The following is a 20,494-nucleotide window of genomic DNA, read 5'->3' on the forward strand; positions in this document are numbered from 1 at the left end:
ACAGTCAGATCCGTCCTGCAAAAAATGGCAACCGGGCTGATCCGGGCAGTCCAGGTCAAAAGCCTGCGTGTGACGCCAGGCGCCTGGCGCTTCATTGACTACGCTGTACTGATCTCAAGTACCGGCGGGCCAATTGGCCAACGTCAGCGGTTCCGTCAAAGATGTCCAGGAGGACTCCCGGGTTTGTTCAATTTCAAAGCAGCGATTGTGCTTCTCATCCTGTTGCTCTCAGGCAACGGCATTCTCCAGGCAGCCCCCACGCTGGCCTCGGTTATCAAGGCAGAAGAGACGGATGGCAAGCCTCCGGTGCTGGTCGATGGCGGCTTGCTGGGTGCCTTGGGCGAGGGTATGGACCAGATCCAGGAACGGCTCGGCCTGAGCGCTCGTCTGCTGGGCTCCTGGAGTTTGCGCTCAGAGCTTGCGGTGGATGAAGTCGGTGAACTGGTCGAACAGGCATCGGCTCATCCCTCATGGGGCGCCTTGGGGGACTTCGTCCTGTTGCCAGCCATCTGGTTCGGGGGTTTTTTCGGGCTGATGCTGACGGGGCGCTTGCTGGTGCGATACCTGGATATGACGCGTGCGATCAACACCAGGCCGCGCATACAGGCACTTGTCGGTTATGTGGTGCAGTACCTTTTGCCGGCAGTGATAAGTCTGGTGCTGACCTTGTATGCCAGTCGTTATCTGCAAGACACCATTGGCCGTTCGCTGGGGATGACCCTGACCTATGCGGGCAGTGCCGGGGTGTTCAGTGTGGCGCTGGTGCTGGCACTCAGTGCGATGTTTGAAGTCGGACACAAGCGGATTGCAGTTCAGATCATTCGCAAGTATTCGCGCCGGCCACTGTTCCTGATCGGCTTTTTTGCCGCGCTGAGTGACGGGATGAACAGCCCGCAAATTGCGCTGCAAATTGGCGATAACATTGCGAGCTGTCTGTCGGTTTTTGCCGGGTTGCTGGCGTGCATCATTTTTGCCTTTCTGGCCATACGGTTGCGTCGCCCCGTGGCGCACCTGATTAGGGACCGTGCACTGGCGCAGCGTCTTGGTCAGCCTGCACTGCAGGAGTCGTTGCGTATTTTTTCGGCGTTGTGGTACTGGCCGATACTGCTGATGCTGGTGGTCACGGCGCTCAATTTGCTGGGAATAGGCGAGGGCAGTGAGCGTGCCATGCGCGGTGCGCTGCTGACTTCAGGACTGATCATCGGCGCGGTTTTTTTAAGTACGATTTTGCACCACTCATTTCGTACGCCGACCCGCCGTACAAGCATCTATCGAGAGCGTTTACTGAATGTGCTTTATGCATTGCTGCGTATTGCTCTGGCTGTGACCTTTATCGAACTCCTGTCCCAGATCTGGGGGTTCTCCCTGCTGGCGTTCGCCTCAGACAGCAACACCGGCAAGGTCATCAGCGATTCGCTGGGGCGCATCCTGTTGATCCTGCTGGTGACATGGCTGGCCTGGGTGGTGCTCGATACCGCCATCCAGCAAACGCTGGAACCTACAGTGACCCGACATGGCACCCGCGAGCCGAGCACCCGCGTCAAGACCATCCTGCCGCTGATGCGCAATGCAATAAAAGTAATTCTGGTGGTGGTCTGCACCATCACCACCATGGCCAACCTGGGTGTCAACGTCGCGCCTTTCCTCGCTGGTGCCGGGGTCATAGGGCTGGCAATCGGCTTTGGTTCCCAGCAGCTGGTACAAGACGTCATTACGGGGCTGTTCATTATTATTGAGGACACCATCTCTGTCGGCGACTGGGTGGTGGTCGACTCCAACCATGCGGGTACCGTTGAGGGGCTGACCATTCGCACCTTGCGCCTGAGGGACTCGCGGGGCTTCGTGCATTCGGTGCCCTTTGGTCAGATCAAGGCGGTGATCAACCATTCCCGGCAGTTTGCGTACGCATTTTTCTCGGTTCAGTTCACCTACGACACCGACACCGATCAGGCCATCGACATGATCCGCCAGGCCGGAAGCCAGATCAGTGACGATCCTTTGCTCAGTCTCAGCCTGCAGGGCTCGCTGACGGTATTCGGGGTCGACAGCATGAATCTGGATGGCGTAACCATTACCGCTCAGTTCAGAACCATGTCCGGCGCCCAGAGCTCCGTCAGTCGGGCTTTCAATGACCGGCTCAAAAAGCTTGTGGATAAGTGTGACGATGTCCACTTTGCGCAACATTATCCACAGGGATTCCTGATGCCCGTACGCGATACCGGCGAACCGGCACCGGCTGCCGAGCAGCCGCCTTCCAGGTTGCTGCTCACTGACATGCCGCCGCAGCTGTAGTGAGCCCGTTGACCCGCAGGGGTGCAGTTTGTCAGTGACGGCGGGGCCATAAACCCGCAAAATACGGAGGTCTTGATCATGGCCAGCAGCTTTCACCGTTGGTTTTCTGGTATACATCACCGTTCTGAATAGACTGAGTCTGCACACTCTATGCGAATGCGCCTTATGTTATTGGGCGGCGGAAATGCTCTCGGGCAGGCGCTGATTCGTCAGGGTGCCGAGGAAGACATTAATTTCCTCGCCCCGCGTCCGCCGCAAGACGGCTGGGACGCTGCGAGCCTTACGCAGCTGCTGGATGACACCCGCCCGGATGCGGTCATCAACCTCGCGTATTACTTCGACTGGTTTCAGGCGCCGACAGTCAGCGAGTCCCGACTTGCTGGCCAGGAGCGCTCTGTCGAACGTTTGGCCGAGTTGTGCCAGCACCACAACATCATTTTGCTGCAACCTTCCAGCTATCGGGTTTTCGACGGTTCGCGGGCGACGGCCTACAGCGAAAAGGACGAACCCGTTCCGCTGGGGTTACGCGGTCAGGCACTGTGGCGAATCGAGCAAAGTGTGCGGGCCATCTGCCCGCAGCACGTGCTGCTGCGTTTTGGCTGGCTGCTGGATGACAGCCCGGAAGGTCTGCTCGGGCGGTTTCTGACCCAGGCTGAAAAGCCGGGAGAATTGTTGCTGGCCGATGATCGCCGGGGCAATCCGACACCGGTAGATGACGCCGCACGGGTGATTATCTCAGTGCTCAAGCAGCTGGATTGCGCCGCGCCGCTGTGGGGTACTTATCACTACGCGGGGCACGAGGCGACCACGCCGCTGGCGCTGGGGCAAGCGATCCTGAGCGAAGCGCGCACCCTGCATCCACTGGCTGTCGAAGCACCTGTACCGCAGGCGCATGCGGCATGCCCGGACGCCGCGGAAGAGCCCCAGCATGCTGTGCTGGCCTGCAAGAAAATCTTACACACCTTCGGGATCAAGCCTCGCGCCTGGCGTGCGGCACTCCCGACATTACTGGACAGACTTTATCGTCATGGCTGATTCACCCGTTTTAGTGACCGGCGGCGCCGGATTTATCGGTTCCAATCTGGTTGATGCCTTGTTGGCCAAGGGGCATGCCGTACGCATTCTCGACGACATGTCCACCGGCAAGCGCTGCAATCTGCCAATGGACAACCCCAAGGTCGAGCTGATCGAAGGCGACGTGGCGGATGCTGCCCTGGTTGCCAGGGTCATGGCCGGTTGCAGTGCCGTGGTTCACCTGGCGGCAGTTGCCTCGGTGCAAGCCTCGGTGGACGACCCGGTACGTACCCATCAAAGCAATTTCATCGGCACCCTTAACGTGTGCGAAGCCATGCGTGAATCCGGGGTCAAACGGGTCGTTTTTGCCTCCAGCGCTGCTGTGTATGGCAATAACGGTGAAGGTGAGTCGATTGTCGAAGACACCCCCAAGGCGCCACTGACGCCTTATGCGTCCGACAAACTGGCCAGTGAATACTATCTGGACTTTTACCGTCGCCAACACGGGCTGGAACCGGCGATTTTCCGTCTGTTTAACGTCTTCGGCCCGCGCCAGGACCCGTCATCGCCGTACTCCGGGGTGATCAGCATCTTCAGCGAACGCGCGGTAAAGGGCCTGCCCATCACCATTTTCGGCGATGGCGAGCAAACCCGTGACTTCATCTACGTCGGTGACCTGGTGAACATCCTGGTTCAGGCTGTCGAAGCCCGGCAGGTTGAAGAAGGCGCGGTCAACGTTGGCCTGAACAAAGCCACCACCCTCAAGCAAATGCTCGAGGCGCTGGGCGACGTGGTCGGTGGACTGCCGCCCATCAGCTACAGTGCGGCCCGCTCCGGCGATATCCGCCATTCACGGGCAGACAACAGCCGCTTGCTGCAACGCTTCAAGCTTGGCGAAACCACACCCATGAGTGTTGGTCTGGCGCGTTTGCTCGGACGCTGACAAGCCCCTGGCTACAAAAAAAGGCGCCTCCAGGGCGCCTTTTTTGATGTTGTTTGTCGCTTAAAACTTGTAACCCAGACCTACCATGTAAACGAACGGATCCACGTCTACATTGACCTTGGCGCGGGTGCCAGGCGCTACTGCGTTGTTTTCCACCGTGGCGCGGGTATCGATATCGATATAGCGTGCCTGGGCGTTGATCATGATGTTATCGGTCAGCATGTAGTCAGCACCGACCTGGAATGCCATGCCCCACGAGTTCTTTGCCTTGAAGTTGTCAAAGCCTGCCGCGCTGGCGCTGCTGCCAACGTGCTCGTCATAGATCCAGGTGTAGTTGATACCGGCACCCACGTAAGGCTGGAACGCCGACTTGGAGTCCAGCGGGTAGTACACAACACTCAGGGTTGGCGGCAAGTGCTTGAGGCTGCCCAGCTTGCCGTTTGCCGCAGACAAGGCGGTGCCTTTAAGTTTCACGTCATGCTCAAACGGCGTGGCTGCCAGCAGTTCAATACCGACATGGTCGGTGATCATGTAGGCGAAGTTGAGGCCCAATTGCGTGTCGCTGCTCATGGTCGCCTTGCCACCCAGATCCGCGCCCGCCAGCGGGCCCTGATCAACCTTGACGCTGGAGCTGTCGGCCTTCGGGTTTACCGTGATCGCACCGGCACGCAGAATGATGTCACCTTCAGTGTGGGCGTGGGCAAGCGGGGCGACGACGGCGAGCGCAAGCGCGGCTGCGCTGAGCAAAGACTTGTGCATGGGAGCTCCATTGGGATATTTGAAATTTATATAACCAATGGTAAAGAGCGCCATGCCGCGCTCAGTTGACCCAGCTCAATGAACGGTGAGTTTGTGAAAATTTCGTGAGCTGGCCCGTGCTCATCGTCCCTGCAGGAGCGATGGGGGGGTTACTCCGGCAGTTCGTACACAACGATTTTTTGCGCATCCATCTGGTAGCCCGCATCTGCCAGTTCACTGGTACTGGATTTGACCTGCATCGCGCCTTCGATCCAGTACGGCTGGTACAGCTCATCGACTTGCACCCCGACCTTGCTGGTGACATGCACGATCTGGTTCGACGGCGGAGGCGGCACGTGGATACAGGCGCCGAAGTAGGGCACCAGCAAAAATTCGGTGGTGCGGCCTTCTTCATTGACTTCAAGGGGCACGATATAGCCCGGCAAGCGAATCAACTGACCGTCCAGCGTCGTCACCACCGGCGCATTGGGCAAGTCCTGCCTGGCTGCCGGGGCGGCCTCCATGTCGCCCATCTGTGACAGGTCGTGCAGCGGTGCCATGTCTGGCACTTCAGCCGGCGCGTCGGGCGGAATCATCTCCGACCACGTCAACTCTTTCGGCTCTGCTGCCCACAAAGGAGTAGTGATCAGCACAAGCAGTGCCAGCAGCACGCGTGGCAACACGGACATTGTTATAACCCCGGGTTCATAAACGAATGGACAGACCATCGGCCAGCGATTGTCGGTAGGCGCGCCATGCCGGCACGCAGCCCATCAGCAGGGCGGCCGCAAGAATACCGCCAAGCAGCGCCCATTCATATTCGCTTGGCCAGGCCAGCGGTAAATACAGCCCGTAGTTCGATTGCACATAACCTTGGGCCACGGCGATACACAGGTACAGCAACCCCACGCCGGCCACTACACCGGCCAATGCCAGGGCAAGGGCCTCGAAGACCAGCAAGGTTGCGATATGCCATGGCCGGGCACCGACCGAACGCAGAATGGCCATCTCGCGCCGACGTTCATTGAGGCTGGTCAAAATCGCAGTGAGCATGCCGATCAAGCCGGTCAGCACCACAAACAGCGACACCACGAACAATGCTTTTTCAGCGGTGCTCATCAGGCTCCAGAGTTCCTGCAGCGCCACCCCGGGCAAAATCGCCATCATCGGTTCACCGCGGAAATCATTGATTTCACGCTGCAAGGCAAAGGTCGAGATCTTGCTGTTCAGACCCAGCATAAAGGCGGTGATGGCCTGCGGGGTGAGGTCCATGTTGCGCGCCTGATCGGCACTTACCCGCCCGGCGCCACGGGCCGGAACACCGTTATGCCAATCGACATGTATCGCTTCCATACCGCCCAGGCTGATATGCAGGGTACGGTCAACCGGGGTGCCGGTGCGTTTGAGAATTCCGACCACGGTGAACGGTTTGTCATCATGCTTGACCAGACTGACCGCGGCCACGCCGTGGGCCAGCACCAGCTTGTCACCCAGTTTGTAGTGCAGTGCATCCGCCACTTCGGCGCCAAGTACCACCTCAAAAGGGTCGGTGGCAAACGCCCGGCCGGCAGCCAGTTCCAGGTTCTGCCGACGGCCGTATTGATAGTGCTCGAAATACGCCTCGCTGGTGCCCATCACCCGATAACCGCGATGGGAGTCGCCCAGTGACATGGGAATCGCCCATTTCACTTTCGGGTTGTTGGCGAAGTGCTCAAAGCTGTCCCAGCGAATATTGTTGGTGGCATTGCCAATGCGAAATACCGAGTACAGCAGCAGATTGACCGAGCCGGAGCGGGCGCCCACGATCAGGTCAGTGCCGCTGATGGTGCTGGCAAAGCTGGCGCGGGCTTCGGTGCGCACCCGCTCGACCGCCAGCAACAGGCACACCGACAGGGCGATGGCGAAGGCGGTCAGGATCGCGGTGAAGCGACGGTTAGCCAGGCTGGCCAGGGCTAGTCGAAACAGATACATCTCAGACCTCTGCCGACGTGGCGGCACGATTGAGTTCGGACAACGACAGATTTCGGTCGAAGAGGGGGGCCAGACTTTGATCGTGGCTTACAAACAGCAGGCTGGCGCCCGCCTCGCGGCATTCAGCAAACAGCAACTGGATAAACGCTTCGCGGGCGTCAGCGTCGAGGGCCGAGGTCGGCTCGTCGGCAATTACCAGCTCGGGCTGGCCGATCAGGGCGCGGGCAGCGGCGACCCGTTGCTGCTGGCCAATCGACAGGGAGTCTGCACGTCGCTCCAGCAAAGCCGGGTCTTTGAGACCCAGGTGCGCCAGCAGGGTTTGCGCGGCGTTATCCACACTGCCGTGGCGTTGCACGGCGCGGCTGGCGCGCAGTCTGGAAAAGTGGCAAGGCAGTTCAACGTTCTCGCGTACCGATAAAAACGGCAGCAAATTGAATTGCTGAAAGATATAACCGGTGTGATCGACCCGAAAGCGATCGCGGGCGCCCGAGCCGAGTTCGCCCAGTTCTTGGCCGAGCAGGCGGATCGTGCCGCTATCGGCTTTTTGCACGCCGCCGAGCAGGCCCAGCAACGTGGTTTTACCGCTGCCGCTGGGGCCCTTGAGGAACAGGGTTTCGCCCGGCTCAAGGCGAAATGCCGGAATATCCAGCAACACGGGCTGCCCCGGCCAACTGAAACTCAGGTCATTGAGTTCGATAAGTGCTTGGGTCATGGGGAAGAGAAATCGCCTGTATGGGGTGCCAATAGCGGGGCGGTATCTGCAGGAGCGAGCTCGCTCCTGCAGGTTCAAACCGGTCAGAACTTGACGGTGGGGGCTTGAGGTGTGGCTTCTACACCTTGCTGACCACTTGCGCCAATCAGTTGTACCTTGATTTTATGGGTGCCCGGGAACGTCTTGAAGAATGTGCTCAGATCCAGTGTCTTCAGCGCCTCGGGTTTGTTGCAGGTAAAGGCATAGTGGGCTTCGATATCGCTGTGATGGTGCTCGCCTTTTGCCACGCCGGCAGCCTCTTCAGGGGCGGCTTCAAATAGTGGGCTCTGCAGGTCCTGGGCTTCAACGCTGCACTCGGCAGCTTTGGGCAGGTTGAACAACACCAGCGGATTGCCCAGATGGGCCTGGGCTGCCGCGACTTTGGCTTTGTCAGCGTCGGTAGTGGCAAGGTGCTCAAATCCGACCAGGTTCATTGACGGGCCATCCAGGTCAAGTTCCAGAGTCTGGCCATCGAGAGCCACATCGAGGCTACCTGCGCCATGCTCGTGGGCTCCCAGGCTGGCGTGTTCATGGTCGTGATCATCTGCAGCATGGGCCATGGCCAGCGGCAACAGGGCAAACGGTATAGCAAGAAGCAAACGGCGCATAGCGTGACTCCAGCAGAAGGGGGAGGACCAGTTTGTTATGTGATCTTATAACAATATTTGCGAGAGTTTGCCCGTGTGCTTGGCGTTACGCAATACGCATGGGAGCATGGTTTGATGAAACTTGAGGAGTAGAGCGATGGTGCGCATTCGCGGAACAATCGGCGACTGGCCGGTGGATTTGACGGTGGAACTGGATGGCGGCGACTGGGCTGCACTGGGTGCACAGTTGCAGGTCAGTGACGCGCCTGTCAGCCAGCCCCCTGCCAGACCGGTGAATCATGACGATGCCGTGTGGGAAACGACTAAAGACTTGTTGCGCAAGGCCGGGCAGATCAGCGGGCCTGAGCTGCTTGGGCAGCTGCAAGCCCTGACCGGCAGCACCGGCGCGGGCAAGCGGCTGCTGGTACGCCTGCGTCATTGCCCCGAGGTGAAAGTGGTGAGCGGCACAGACTCACCGATTTACAGCTGGATCGAATAGCAAAGATGACGCAAGACCCGCAGGCGCGAGTTGCTCGTGAGCAAACTCGCTCCTGCAGCCCGATGCCTAGTACAGCGCAGCAAACAATTTGCGGCGGTAGGTGGTCACCAGCGGATGATCATTGCCCAACAAGTCGAAGACCTGCAGCAAGGTCTTGTGGGTGATGCCTTCGTTGTAGCTGCGGTTGCGGGTGAACAGCTTCAGCAACCCGTCCAGAGCACCTTCATATTGCTGGCGCGCCAATTGCTGGATCGCCAGTTGGTAAGCGGCTTCGTCGTCCTGCGGGTTTTGTGCAACGCGGGTTTTCAAATCCGCCACATCCGGCAAATCCGCGGCCTGACCCAGGAACGTCAGTTGCGCCTTGGCCCCGGCCAGTTCGGCTTTGTGCTCGTCACTTTTAACCGCGTCCAGCACGGCTTGTGCTTCGGTGAGTTCACCGCGTTCGGCGAGGCAGCGGGCATACAGAATCAGTGCGCCGGCGTTGCTGTTGTCATCGGTGAGGATGTTTTTCAGCAGGGCTTCGGCGTCAGCAAAGCGGCTTTCGGAAAACAGTGCCCGGGCTTGCAGCATCGGGTCTTCGGCCTCTGGCTCGGGCATCACGACATGGGGCGCGAGCATCGCGCGGATCGCCGATTCGGGTTGCGCTTCCTGGAAGCCATCCACCACTTTGCCGTCTTTAAACAGCACTACTGTGGGCAGGGTTTGAATGCCGATACGGCCCACGATGTCCTGCTCGACTTCGCAATTGACCTTGGCCAGTAACAACTCGCCCTGATAGTCCATCGCGATCTGTTCCAGAATCGGCAGCATCACCTTGCACGGTGCACACCAGTCGGCCCAGAAATCCACCAGAACGGGCTGCTCAAAAGAGGCCTGGACAACCAGTCTGTCGAAGTCCGCGGAGGTTACGTCGAAGCTATGGGAAGAAGGCGTAGGCTGATTCATTAGGTGTCTCGAAACAGGTAAATGAGGGCAACTATAAAGGCTGTACGGGCAGGCCGAAAGCCATAGGCTCGCGTTGCGCGTGATACAGGCTCACGTTACGAAATTCATGGGGTTCGGCCAGATCGGGCAAGGTCAATGCCTTGAGGCTGTCCAGCTGGCGGTACAGCGGATGCTTGAAGTCGCGCACCCGGGAATCGGCGACCAGAACCTGTTGGCCGCGGGTTAAAAACTGATCCAGCAGTGGCAGGTTTTCACGGTCGTAAAGCACGTCCGCCACCAGGATCAGGTCGAAGCGGTCGGCTTCGGCGAAAAAGTCGCTGGAATAATGGAGCTGCACATCATTGAGCTCGGCATTCGCCCTGCAGGCAGCCAGCGCCAGCGGGTCAAGATCGCAAGCCAGCACCTCGAGTGCCCCGGCCCTGGCCGCTGCAATTGCTGCCACTCCGGAACCTGCGCCAAAATCCAGCACGCGCTTGCCTTGCACCCAGTGCGGCTGCTCGGCCAGATAACGTGCCAGAGCCAGACCGCTGGCCCAGCAAAACGCCCAGTACGGTGGCTCGTAAAGGATGCGCCGGGTCTCGTCGGCCGTGAAGCAACGATCCATCCGTTGCGGGTCAAGCAGCCATAACTTGAGTGTCGTGTCCGGCAAATCCGTAATGATCAGCCGGGCATCGCCCACCAACTCGCTCAATGACTGTTGCAGATGCAGCGGTGTATTCATGGTGCCTGGACAAAGGCCAGGGTACCCATGGCCTGGGTCGCAGGCTGGCTGATGATTTTTGAAGGTAGATGCAGGATCAATTGCCCGGACTGGCTGGCGCGTCCGCGCAGTTCAACCCGCGCTCCGGCGGGGAAGGCTTCGGGGTTAAAACGCAGCTTGAACGGCAGCGGCTGGCTATTGCCGATGATCTTGCTGCTGGCCATCAGGCCTTGGGGGCGTCCACGTTCGTCAATGATCAGCATCGCCAGTTCAACCTCGGCCCCTGCGGGTACGCCGGTCAACACGCCGCTGAGTTCACGCTGATAGGCCGGCAGTGGTCCGAGGTCTTTTGGAGCATCAGTTTTTGGCTGTGCCAGCACCTGAGTCTGCACCGGTTTTGGCGGTTCGCTGCTACAGGCGCCCAGGAAACCGGCGAGGCACAACAAAAAAAGCGTTCGTAGCGACATGGAAGGCTCCAGCGGCAGGTCTGTCGATGTATCAGATGGGTGAAACATAGTAGGCGGACTGTATACCGTAAAGGCTATGGCTTGTCTTGCCAGTGGGATGCGCTACCATGGCACTCCCCATTTTTTGTTGCCGCCACCATGCACTGTCCTTTCTGCGGTGCCAACGACACTAAAGTCATCGACTCGCGTCTGGTCGCCGAGGGCGACCAGGTGCGCCGCCGGCGTGAATGCCTGGCCTGTGGTGAGCGTTTCACCACCTTTGAAACAGCCGAGTTGGTGTTACCGCGCCTTATCAAGCAAGACGGCAGTCGTCAGCCTTTCGACGAAGAAAAACTGCGTGCCGGCATGCAGCGGGCGCTGGAAAAGCGCCCGGTCAGCGTCGAGCGACTCGAAGCCGCGCTGGCCCATATCAAGAGCAAGCTGCGCGCCACCGGTGAACGCGAAGTCAAATCGCTGGTTGTCGGTGAGCTGGTCATGGGCGAGCTGCAAAAGCTCGATGAAGTGGCCTATATCCGTTTTGCCTCTGTCTATCGACGCTTCCAGGATCTCAACGAGTTCCGCGAAGAAATCGACCGACTCGCCCGTGAGCCCTCCAAAGAATGACTGTGACTACGCAACAATCAATTTTAGACGCCCATTACATGGCGCGTGCCATCGAACTGGCGCGTAACGGCCTGTATACGACCCATCCCAACCCGCGAGTCGGTTGCGTGATAGTGCGTGACGGACAGATTGTCGGCGAAGGCTGGCACGTGCGCACGGGTGAACCCCACGCCGAAGTCCACGCCTTGCGTGCGGCGGGCGAGCTGGCCCGTGGCGCCACGGCTTACGTCACGCTGGAACCGTGCAGCCACCATGGCCACACTCCGCCCTGTGCCGACGGCTTGCGCCATGCCGGCGTGGCGCGGGTGGTGGCGGCCATGCAGGACCCCAACCCGGAAGTTGCCGGCCGCGGCCTCAAGCGTCTGGCTGACGCCGGTATTGAAGTGTGCAGCGGCGTGCTCGAAAGTGAAGCGCGGGCGCTGAACCCGGGCTTCCTCAAACGTATGGAGCACGGCCTGCCGTTTGTGCGGGTCAAGCTGGCGATGAGTCTTGATGGCCGCACGGCCATGGCCAATGGCGAAAGCCAATGGATCACCGGCCCTGCGGCACGCTCTGCGGTGCAGCGGCTGCGGGCGCAGGCCAGCGTGGTGCTGACCGGTGCCGACACGGTTCTGGCCGATGGCGCGCGCCTGACCGTGCGCGGTCCGGAGCTGGGCCTGAGCCCCGAGCTCACGGCGCTGGCACTGAGCCGTCCTCCGCTGCGGGTATTGATTGACGGGCGTTTGCGGGTGCCGCTGGATGCGCCGTTTTTCAAGGCAGGTCCGGCGCTGGTTGCCACCTGCGTACCTCCCGCCGAGCAATACCGCACGGGGCCGGAATGCCTGGTGATCCACGGTGCCAACGGCCAGGTCGATTTACGCAAGTTGCTGGTTGCACTGGCCGCACGCGGGGTGAACGAAGTATTGGTGGAGGCCGGGCCGCGTCTGGCCGGGGCTTTTGCCGAACAGGGGCTGGTGGATGAATACCAGATTTTCATCGCCGCCAAGTTCCTCGGCTCCACAGCCCGGCCATTGCTTGAGCTGCCGTTGACCCATATGAGCGAAGCGCCTTTGCTCAAAATCATTGAAATGCGCGCGGTGGGTGATGACTGGCGAGTCACCGCCATACCTGTGCCATCCGCGAGCGTATAATTCTCAGCCTCCGTTCTACGCAGGTTCTGTTCTCAAGGGGAACGCCATGTTTACCGGCATCATTGAATCCATCGGCAGCATCCGTGCACTGACCCCCAAAGGCGGCGATGTGCGGGTTTATGTAGACACCGGCAAGCTCGACCTGAGCGACGTCAAACTCGGCGACAGTATTGCAATCAATGGCGTGTGCCTGACTGCCGTGGAACTGCCGGGCAACGGTTTTATGGCTGACGTCAGCCGCGAGACCCTCGACTGCACCGCGTTCAACGATTTGAAAAGCGGCAGCCGGGTCAACCTGGAAAAGGCCCTGACCCCGACCACGCGTCTGGGTGGTCACCTGGTGAGCGGGCACGTTGACGGTGTGGGTGAAGTGATCTCGCGGGAAGAGAACGCCCGGGCTATCGAGTTCCGCATCCGCGCTCCCAAAGAGCTGGCCAAGTACATCGCCCATAAAGGCTCGATCACCGTCGACGGCACCAGCCTGACCGTGAACGCGGTCAATGGCGCCGAGTTCTCGCTGACCATTATTCCCCACACCCTGAGCGAAACCATCATGGACGACTATCGTCCGGGTCGCCGGGTGAACCTCGAAGTGGACCTGCTGGCGCGTTACCTTGAGCGTCTGCTGCTGGGCGATAAAGCCGCCGAGCCGACTTCGGGCGGCATCAGTGAAAGTTTTCTGGCCGCCAACGGCTACCTCAAATCCTGAATTAAGGGGGTGCCGCGTGGCGCTCAACAGCATCGAAGAACTGGTTGAAGACATCCGCCAAGGCAAGATGGTCATCCTGATGGATGACGAAGACCGCGAGAACGAAGGCGACCTGATCATGGCTGCCGAGTGCTGCCAGGCCGAGCACATCAACTTCATGGCGCGCTTTGCCCGTGGCTTGATTTGCATGCCCATGAGCCGCGAGCGTTGCGAGCTGCTGCAACTGCCATTGATGGCGCCGCGCAACGGTTCCGGCTTTGGCACCAAGTTCACTGTCTCGATCGAAGCGGCTACCGGTGTGACCACCGGCATCTCGGCAGCGGACCGTGCGCGCACCGTGCAGGCGGCTGCGGCCAGGGACGCGAAAGCAGAAGACATCGTGAGCCCGGGGCATATTTTCCCGTTGATGGCACAGGCGGGCGGTACTCTGGCCCGCGCCGGTCACACCGAAGCTGCCTGCGATCTGGCACGTATGGCCGGGTTCGAGCCAAGCGGTGTTATCTGTGAGGTGATGAACGACGACGGGACCATGGCCCGCCGTCCGGAACTAGAAACCTTCGCTGCCGAACACGGCATCAAGATCGGCACAATTGCCGACCTGATCCACTACCGCATGATCCATGAACGTACCGTTCAGCGGATTGCCGAACAGCCACTGGACAGCGAGCTGGGCCAATTCAACCTGGTGACCTATCGTGATTCAGTCGAAGGCGATGTGCACATGGCACTGACCCTGGGCAAGATCTGCGCTGAAGAGCCGACCCTGGTGCGTGTGCATAACATGGACCCGCTGCGTGATCTGCTGATGGTCAGGCAACCGGGGCGCTGGAGCCTGCGCGCCGCCATGAGCGCGGTGTCAGCGGCCGGCAGTGGTGTAGTGCTGTTGCTGGGTCATCCGCTGGATGGTGACGTATTGCTGGCCCATATTCGCGAAACTGCTGACCAGGTGCCGGTGAAAAAACCGACCACTTACAGCATCGTGGGTGCCGGTTCGCAGATCCTGCGTGACCTCGGCGTGCGCAAAATGCGCTTGATGAGTTCACCAATGAAGTTCAATGCCATATCCGGTTTCGATCTGGAAGTTGTAGAATACGTGCCCTCCGAATAAAGACCGGTCGTGTCCTGTCCGAATTCGTGGCCCAATATCCTTAAAGAACGCACGCGAGTGCGTTCTGGCTCTTTAATACGAGACATACCGAATGACCCTGAAGACCATCGAAGGTACCTTCATCGCCCCCAAAGGTCGCTACGCTCTGGTAGTTGGCCGCTTCAACAGCTTCGTCGTCGAAAGCCTGGTGAGTGGTGCCGTTGATGCCCTGGTTCGCCACGGTGTGAACGAAAGCGACATCACCGTCATCCGTGCTCCGGGTGCGTTCGAAATTCCACTGGTTGCGCAAAAGGTTGCCCAGCGCAACGAATTCGCCGCCATCATCGCCCTGGGCGCCGTGATTCGTGGCGGTACTCCGCACTTTGAATACGTTGCCGGCGAATGCACCAAGGGCTTGTCCCAGGTGTCCATGCAGTTCGGCGTACCGGTTGCATTCGGTGTGTTGACGGTCGATTCGATCGAACAGGCCATTGAGCGCTCCGGCACCAAAGCCGGCAACAAAGGCGCTGAAGCTGCCTTGTCCGCCCTTGAAATGGTCAGCCTGTTGGCACAGTTGGAGGCCAAGTGATTTCCGACGAAAGCGATCGTTTTAACCCGCGCGATCCTAAACCTGCGGACGCCGGCAAACCATCCAAGAGCGCCAAGCGCCGTGAAGCGCGTCAACTCGCGACTCAGGCCTTGTATCAATTGCACATGGCCAAGCAGTCCCTGAACGAAATCGAAGCCCAGTTTCGGGTCGATAACGACTTCACCGACGTTGATGCCGCGTACTTCCGTGAAATTTTGCACGGCGTACCTGCAATCAAGGCTGAAATCGATACCGCCCTGGCACCATGCCTGGACATCACCATCGAAGAGCTCGACCCGGTTGAACTGTGCGTTCTGCGCCTGTCCACCTGGGAGCTGATCAAGCGTGTCGACGTGCCTTACCGCGTTGTAATCAACGAAGGCATCGAGCTGGCGAAAGTGTTTGGTTCTACCGACGGCCACAAGTTCGTCAACGGTGTGCTCGACAAACTGGCGCCACGCCTGCGTGAAGCTGAAGTAAAGGCTTACAAGCGCTGATCAGCGCTGTCGGCCATGGGCGAGTTCGAGCTGATCCGTAACTTCTTCGCTGCCGCGCCTTGTGCGCAAGGCGGCGAAGGTGTTGCTCTGGGCATCGGCGACGACTGCGCCCTGCTGGATGTTCCTTTCGGGGAACAACTGGCGATTTCCACCGACACCCTGGTAGCCGGGGTGCACTTCGCAGATCCATGCGACCCTTTCTTGCTCGGTCAGCGTTCGCTGGCAGTGGCGGCCAGCGATCTGGCGGCCATGGGCGCAACTCCCCTCGCGTTTACCCTTGCCCTGACCTTGCCTGCGGTTGAAGCCGACTGGTTGCAAGCGTTCGCCCGCGGTTTGAACCTGATGGCTCAGGGCTGTGGCTTGCGTCTGATTGGTGGCGACACCACGCGCGGGCCGCTATGCCTGACGCTGACGGTTTTTGGCCGCGTACCTCGGGGCCAGGCATTGACCCGCAGTGCAGCCCGGCCCGGCGACCTGCTGTGTGTTGGCGGCGAGTTGGGCAATGCCGCTGGCGCCTTGCCTCTGGTGCTCGGCCAGCGTAGCGCCACACCCGCCATCGCCGAGCCGTTGCTGGCGCACTACTGGTCGCCGCAACCGCAATTGGCGCTGGGCCAGGCACTGCGTGGCAAGGCCAGCTCGGCGCTGGATATCTCCGATGGCCTGCTGGCCGACTGCGGGCATATTGCCCTGGCGTCGAAAGTCGGCTTGCTGATCGAAAACGACCGCGTGCCGGTTTCCCTCGCCTTGCAGGAATTTCTGGGTGACGCCGCTGCGCAGCAAGCGGCGTTGAGTGGGGGTGACGATTACGTGCTGGCGTTCACTTTGCCGGCCGTTGAGTTGCCGACCCTGCTGGCAGATGGCTGGCCGATTCAGGTGATTGGCCGAGTGGTCGAAGGGCAGGGCGTCGGTTTGCTGGACGTCGATGGCCGGGACATCACCCCGGGCATACGCGGTTATCAGCATTTTCGCGGTGAATGACTACGTGGCCAGCTGCTGCAAGAGCGATCAAACTTTTAGATCTTTATCTCCGATAATTCAGCCTAAGCGTCTATAGGAACGTCCTGTTACAATGCCGCCTCTGCGAATTTCCAGTACTCAAACTGATCAGGAGCACACGGTGCCCGTCGTTTTCGTTGCCGCTTGCAAGCTTCCCACCCCCTTTGCCGAATTCACCATGCATGGCTTTCTCGAGAAAGCCACGGGTCGTGAACACGTTGTGCTCAGTTTGGGCGACGTGGCGGACGGCGCTCCGGTACTAGGCCGGGTGCACTCTGAATGCCTGACCGGCGATGCCTTGTTCAGCCAGCGCTGTGACTGCGGTTCGCAGCTCGAAGCCGCCATGCAGGCCATCGCCCGCGAAGGCCGTGGCGTGTTGCTGTACTTGCGTCAGGAAGGCCGGGGCATTGGCTTGCTGAACAAGGTTCGTGCTTACGAACTGCAGGATGGCGGCGCCGACACGGTTGAGGCCAATGAGCGTCTGGGATTTGCCGCCGATCAGCGTGACTACGGGATCTGCCTGCCGATGCTGGAGCACATGGGTGTGAAGTCGTTGCGTCTGATGACCAACAACCCGCGCAAGGTCAAAGCCTTGACCGAGATGGGCATCAACGTGGCCGAACGGGTGCCTCTGCACACCGGGCATAACCCGCACAACAAGCTGTACCTGGCGACCAAAGCCAACAAGCTCGGGCACATGATGGGCAACCAGCATCAAAGCGAGGCCGACCCGGCGTGACCCGTGGTCAGATCCGTCGCCGCATGAGCTTCAGCTGGTGGCAGCAATTGGTGCTGACCCTGCTGCCGCTGGTATTGGCCAATTGGTTGTTCGGCAAGTCCGAGCCCTTGTTGCCCGGGCTGACGATGCCGTTCTTCATTGCCGGTGTTGCGTCGATGTTTGTCACGCTGCGCTTTTTCGGGCCGTACAAACATGGGCTGATCGCATTGCAAAAAGCCCTTGATACGCCCCAGGAACCCGCTGCCTGGGCCGAGCTTGCCCGTGCCCGCTACCGCGCCTTGCTGGCTGCCGGCCTACCGGTGTGGATCGCTGCGCTGGCGGTGTTTGTCGGGCTTGAAGGCGTGCCGTTGCTGCTGCTTTCAGTGTCGACGCTGGTACTGTTTTACCTCTATCGCATCCCGCGCCAGATCGGCTGATGCGCGCCTGGCTGGCGGTTCTGCTGCTGGCCATCGGCACCCCGGCCGGGGCGGCTACACGGGTGATCAGCCTGTCACCCTCCTTGTCAGAGATGGTTGTCGAACTGGGCGCCGCTGATCTGCTGGTGGGCCGCCTGGAGGCGGGTGAGCCTTTGCCGCAGCTGCGCAGCGTGCCTTCCGTGGGCCGTTACGGCCAGCTGGACATGGAGCGCCTGATCAGCCTGCAACCCGATTTACTTTTGCTCTGGCCGGGTAGCGTTGCCGCTGCCCAGCGCGAACAGCTGCGCCATCTCGACATCCCGACTTACACCGCCGAGCCTGCGAGCCTCGAGCAACTGGCCGATCAGGTTGAAGCCCTGGCCGTGGCGCTGAACCGCCCTGAGCGTGGCCGTGAACTGGCCGCGCAACTGCGTCAGCGTCTGGCCGGGCTGCGTGGGCAATATCGGCGCGACATACCGCTGCGGGTGTTTTACCAGGTGTGGGATCAGCCGCTGTACACCGTTGGCGGTACGCAGATCATCAGTGACGCATTGGCGGTGTGCGGGGCGAGCAATGTATTTGCCGACCTCAAACTGCCTGCGCCGCAGGTCAGCGTGGAGTCGGTATTGCAGCGCAATCCGCAAGTGATCATCGCCAGCAGCCAGGCGCAGCTGGATGCCTGGAAAGCCTGGCCGCAGATTGATGCGGTCAAGCACGGACGTTTGCTGTTATTGACCGACAAAGGCCTTGAGCGCCCGAGTGCGCAGATGCTTGAAGCAACGGCCCGACTTTGCGAGCAACTGGCTGACTGACTCTCACCCTGTAGGAGCGAGCTTGCTCGCGAGCTCTGCGTATTAAAAGCTCGCTCCTACAGGGGATATGGGGGATACGGGGGATATCGGGTTTTTAGAGCGTCGGGGTCCAGGTCACGGCCAGTTGCACGCTGCGGCTTTCTTCACGGTAGCCGTAGTAACTGCCGTCATAGCTGTAGAGCGCGCGGGTGAAGCTCTTGTCCAGCAAGTTGTCGACTTTTAAATCAAGCCTCACTTCAGCGCTGGCTTGCCAGTTGCCACGCACCCCCAGCAATCCATAGCCGGCAATCGGCTGCGTATTGCCGTCGTCATTAAAGCTGCTGCTCACCGCCTGCCAGCTGGCGCCGACACCTACCCGGTCGAACTGGCGATCCAGATCAAGGTTCAGGGTGCGGCGGGCACGGCGGCTCAACGTATGGCCGGTGTCGCGATCACGGGGATCGGTAATGGCGACCCCGAGGCTGCTCTGCCAGCCGAACCATTCTTGCTGCAAGGCACTTTCAAAGCCGATGATCCGGGCGGCGCCAATGTTCTGCTGAATGAAATCGGCATCGGCCACAATCGCATCACGAATGTCGGTGCGATACAGCGAGGTTTCCAGTCGGCTGCTCTCGCTCAACTGGCTGCGCCACTGCACCTCGTAGCTTTTGGAGTGTTCGGGCTTCAGGGCCGGGTTGCCGTACTGCGGGTAGTACAAATCGTTAAACGTCGGCGCCCGGAACCCTTCGCTGTAAGACAGCAGCACATCGTTGTCCGGGTTGAGCGGTACCGTCAGGCTGGCGCTCCAGGTGTTATTGCTGCCGAACTGCTGGTTGTCGTCGTGACGCAGACCCAGTTCGGTAGAGAAATAATCGCCATTGAAGCGGTGCTGAATAAATACGGCGCGATTCCAGCGGCTGTCCTGGTCAAACACCGTGCTGCTGCGCACGCGATCTTCATAGGCATCGGCACCGAGTATCAAGCTGTTTTGCCCGTTCAGCGTGAGGTTGTTTTGCCAGTTCAATGAGTCGCGGTAGGTGTTGAAGCTGTAGTTGTCTGTACTGAGCTTGTCGCGGGTTTTTTCGCGATTTTCGCTGTGGCCCAGCTCCAGGCGCGAGTTCCAGCGCTCGCTCAGTTGGGCGTCGATAAAACTGCCCACACTGCTGATATCGAAGTCGCTGTAGAGCTGCTGACCACTGACCGTCATGCTGTCCGGGTCCCAGCGGCCAAAGGAATTATCGAGCTCGGTTTTGCCCATGTTCTTCATCGCCGTCAGGCCGACTTCCAGATCATCCCTCAGGAAGTGGCTCAGATTCAGGCTCAGGGACTTGTTGCGATAGGCATCGTGATCGTTGTCGCTGGGGAAGGACTGGTGCGTGCGATTGATCCCGGCCGTCTCTTCCAGGCTGCCGCTGAGGTTGTAGCGGGTCTGGGCATCGCCGCCGGACACGCCCAGGCTGTTGTCGGAGCTGCCATAGCTGCCCACTGAGCTGTGTAGCCGCAGCTGAGGGGCCTGGTCTGCGCCGCGGCGAGTGAAAATCTGGATCACCCCGCCAATCGCGTCACTGCCGTAGATCACCGACCGTGAGCCGCGCAGCACTTCAACACGCTCGACCTGATCGATATTCAGGTACTGCAGGTTGCTGTCGGCCGAGGTGGCATTGGCCATGCGCTGGCCGTCGACCAGCACCAGGCTTTGTGCCGCTTTGGTGCCGCGGATGTAAATCCCGGGCAAGCCGCCACGGCCACCGCTACGTGCCACCTGCACGCCGGGCACCCGGCCCAGCAGGTCGGTGAGGCTGGTGGGTTGCAAGCGATCGATGTCGGCACGGGTGAACACCGTGTTGGCGCTGCTGCTGTCAGAGCGCGCTTCGACCTGGCGGTTGCCGGTGATCAGTGTTTGCGGGAGTTTGAGTGCGTCTTCCCGTTCGAGCGTGTCGGCGAGCAAAGGGCTGGCGGGGATGATGCCGAGGATTAAAGCCAAACGAAGGTGTTTCATGTGTTCTCAATTAACCCTGTAGGAGCGAGCTTGCTCGCGAGCTCGTTGGAAA

Annotated in this window: 23 protein-coding genes; 14 read left to right on the plus strand and 9 right to left on the minus strand. The window is 60.1% G+C overall.

Annotation, left to right across the window (positions count from 1 at the left end; all coding sequences use genetic code 11):
• Positions 1-183 precede the first annotated feature (183 nt).
• From FEZ21_RS06185 to FEZ21_RS06195, 3 genes are all read left to right on the plus strand, one after another.
• A complete protein-coding gene (locus tag FEZ21_RS06185) occupies positions 184-2,292 on the plus strand; it encodes a mechanosensitive ion channel family protein (RefSeq protein ID WP_010655451.1) in 2,109 nt (702 codons plus the stop codon).
• 150 nt (positions 2,293-2,442) lie between these two features.
• Positions 2,443-3,327 (plus strand): sugar nucleotide-binding protein, encoded by an 885-nt coding sequence (locus FEZ21_RS06190; RefSeq protein WP_003444326.1) that lies wholly within the window; start codon positions 2,443-2,445, stop codon positions 3,325-3,327.
• A complete protein-coding gene (locus tag FEZ21_RS06195; protein WP_003444324.1) occupies positions 3,320-4,249 on the plus strand; it encodes an NAD-dependent epimerase/dehydratase family protein in 930 nt (309 codons plus the stop codon). The genes FEZ21_RS06190 and FEZ21_RS06195 overlap by 8 nt, the downstream gene beginning before the upstream one ends.
• 60 nt (positions 4,250-4,309) lie before the next feature.
• Here the strand turns inward: FEZ21_RS06195 and FEZ21_RS06200 are convergent, their stop codons facing one another.
• The 5 genes from FEZ21_RS06200 to FEZ21_RS06220 all read right to left on the minus strand — a co-directional run bounded on the left by FEZ21_RS06200 (position 4,310) and on the right by FEZ21_RS06220 (position 8,317).
• On the minus strand, positions 4,310-5,008 hold the full coding sequence (locus FEZ21_RS06200; RefSeq protein ID WP_003444322.1) for an OmpW family protein: 699 nt from the start codon (positions 5,006-5,008) through the stop codon (positions 4,310-4,312).
• Positions 5,009-5,157: 149 nt separating this feature from the next.
• Complete coding sequence (locus FEZ21_RS06205) at positions 5,158-5,676, minus strand: DUF3299 domain-containing protein (RefSeq protein WP_003444320.1); 519 nt, start codon at positions 5,674-5,676, stop codon at positions 5,158-5,160.
• A 16-nt stretch (positions 5,677-5,692) separates the two neighbouring features.
• Positions 5,693-6,958, minus strand: a complete 1,266-nt coding sequence (locus tag FEZ21_RS06210; protein WP_010655452.1) for an ABC transporter permease — start codon at positions 6,956-6,958, stop codon at positions 5,693-5,695.
• A 1-nt stretch (position 6,959) separates the two neighbouring features.
• Entirely contained in the window at positions 6,960-7,670 is a 711-nt protein-coding gene (locus FEZ21_RS06215; protein ID WP_010655453.1) for an ABC transporter ATP-binding protein, read from the minus strand.
• A gap of 83 nt (positions 7,671-7,753) precedes the next feature.
• Complete coding sequence (locus FEZ21_RS06220) at positions 7,754-8,317, minus strand: DUF2796 domain-containing protein (protein ID WP_160626664.1); 564 nt, start codon at positions 8,315-8,317, stop codon at positions 7,754-7,756.
• A 136-nt stretch (positions 8,318-8,453) separates the two neighbouring features.
• On the opposite strand from FEZ21_RS06220, the gene FEZ21_RS06225 reads away from it, so the two are divergent.
• Complete coding sequence (locus FEZ21_RS06225; RefSeq protein WP_160626666.1) at positions 8,454-8,795, plus strand: hypothetical protein; 342 nt, start codon at positions 8,454-8,456, stop codon at positions 8,793-8,795.
• 66 nt (positions 8,796-8,861) lie between these two features.
• Here FEZ21_RS06225 and FEZ21_RS06230 read toward each other — a convergent pair whose 3' ends face one another.
• The 3 genes from FEZ21_RS06230 to FEZ21_RS06240 are packed head-to-tail and all read right to left on the minus strand — an operon-like array spanning position 8,862 to position 10,907.
• A complete protein-coding gene (locus FEZ21_RS06230) occupies positions 8,862-9,740 on the minus strand; it encodes a co-chaperone YbbN (RefSeq protein ID WP_160626668.1) in 879 nt (292 codons plus the stop codon).
• A 31-nt stretch (positions 9,741-9,771) separates the two neighbouring features.
• Positions 9,772-10,461, minus strand: coding sequence for a methyltransferase (locus tag FEZ21_RS06235; RefSeq protein ID WP_003444287.1), 690 nt, complete (start codon positions 10,459-10,461; stop codon positions 9,772-9,774).
• Positions 10,458-10,907: a YbaY family lipoprotein gene (locus tag FEZ21_RS06240; protein ID WP_003444285.1), complete on the minus strand. Its 450-nt coding sequence runs from the start codon at positions 10,905-10,907 to the stop codon at positions 10,458-10,460. Before FEZ21_RS06240 ends, FEZ21_RS06235 begins: the two co-directional genes overlap by 4 nt.
• Before the next feature lie 138 nt (positions 10,908-11,045).
• On the opposite strand from FEZ21_RS06240, the gene nrdR reads away from it, so the two are divergent.
• From nrdR to FEZ21_RS06290, 10 genes are all read left to right on the plus strand, one after another.
• Positions 11,046-11,510 carry a transcriptional regulator NrdR gene (gene nrdR, locus FEZ21_RS06245; protein WP_003444283.1) on the plus strand — a complete coding sequence of 155 codons (465 nt, stop codon included), beginning with the start codon at positions 11,046-11,048 and terminating at the stop codon, positions 11,508-11,510.
• Positions 11,507-12,640, plus strand: coding sequence for a bifunctional diaminohydroxyphosphoribosylaminopyrimidine deaminase/5-amino-6-(5-phosphoribosylamino)uracil reductase RibD (ribD, locus tag FEZ21_RS06250; RefSeq protein WP_029612150.1), 1,134 nt, complete (start codon positions 11,507-11,509; stop codon positions 12,638-12,640). The genes nrdR and ribD overlap by 4 nt, the downstream gene beginning before the upstream one ends.
• A 46-nt stretch (positions 12,641-12,686) precedes the next feature.
• Complete coding sequence (locus FEZ21_RS06255; RefSeq protein ID WP_003444279.1) at positions 12,687-13,349, plus strand: riboflavin synthase; 663 nt, start codon at positions 12,687-12,689, stop codon at positions 13,347-13,349.
• Between the two features lie 16 nt (positions 13,350-13,365).
• The gene (gene ribBA / locus FEZ21_RS06260) at positions 13,366-14,457 is read left to right on the plus strand and encodes a bifunctional 3,4-dihydroxy-2-butanone-4-phosphate synthase/GTP cyclohydrolase II (RefSeq protein WP_003444277.1); all 1,092 of its coding nucleotides are present in this window, start codon (positions 13,366-13,368) and stop codon (positions 14,455-14,457) included.
• A gap of 91 nt (positions 14,458-14,548) precedes the next feature.
• Positions 14,549-15,025, plus strand: coding sequence for a 6,7-dimethyl-8-ribityllumazine synthase (gene ribE / locus FEZ21_RS06265; RefSeq protein ID WP_160626670.1), 477 nt, complete (start codon positions 14,549-14,551; stop codon positions 15,023-15,025).
• Positions 15,022-15,522 (plus strand): transcription antitermination factor NusB, encoded by a 501-nt coding sequence (gene nusB, locus FEZ21_RS06270; protein WP_003444273.1) that lies wholly within the window; start codon positions 15,022-15,024, stop codon positions 15,520-15,522. The genes ribE and nusB overlap by 4 nt, the downstream gene beginning before the upstream one ends.
• A 15-nt stretch (positions 15,523-15,537) precedes the next feature.
• Positions 15,538-16,500 (plus strand): thiamine-phosphate kinase, encoded by a 963-nt coding sequence (thiL, locus tag FEZ21_RS06275; RefSeq protein WP_160626672.1) that lies wholly within the window; start codon positions 15,538-15,540, stop codon positions 16,498-16,500.
• Between the two features lie 139 nt (positions 16,501-16,639).
• Positions 16,640-17,257 carry a GTP cyclohydrolase II gene (gene ribA / locus FEZ21_RS06280; protein WP_373683726.1) on the plus strand — a complete coding sequence of 206 codons (618 nt, stop codon included), beginning with the start codon at positions 16,640-16,642 and terminating at the stop codon, positions 17,255-17,257.
• On the plus strand, positions 17,254-17,673 hold the full coding sequence (locus tag FEZ21_RS06285; RefSeq protein ID WP_003444270.1) for a hypothetical protein: 420 nt from the start codon (positions 17,254-17,256) through the stop codon (positions 17,671-17,673). Before ribA ends, FEZ21_RS06285 begins: the two co-directional genes overlap by 4 nt.
• Positions 17,673-18,464: a cobalamin-binding protein gene (locus FEZ21_RS06290; RefSeq protein WP_010655457.1), complete on the plus strand. Its 792-nt coding sequence runs from the start codon at positions 17,673-17,675 to the stop codon at positions 18,462-18,464. The genes FEZ21_RS06285 and FEZ21_RS06290 overlap by 1 nt, the downstream gene beginning before the upstream one ends.
• A gap of 94 nt (positions 18,465-18,558) precedes the next feature.
• Here the strand turns inward: FEZ21_RS06290 and FEZ21_RS06295 are convergent, their stop codons facing one another.
• Positions 18,559-20,442: a TonB-dependent receptor domain-containing protein gene (locus tag FEZ21_RS06295; protein ID WP_160626676.1), complete on the minus strand. Its 1,884-nt coding sequence runs from the start codon at positions 20,440-20,442 to the stop codon at positions 18,559-18,561.
• Positions 20,443-20,494 lie beyond the last annotated feature (52 nt).

Origin of the sequence: Pseudomonas sp. 9.1(2019) (assembly GCF_009910445.1) — a bacterium.
GTDB lineage: Bacteria > Pseudomonadota > Gammaproteobacteria > Pseudomonadales > Pseudomonadaceae > Aquipseudomonas > Aquipseudomonas paraversuta.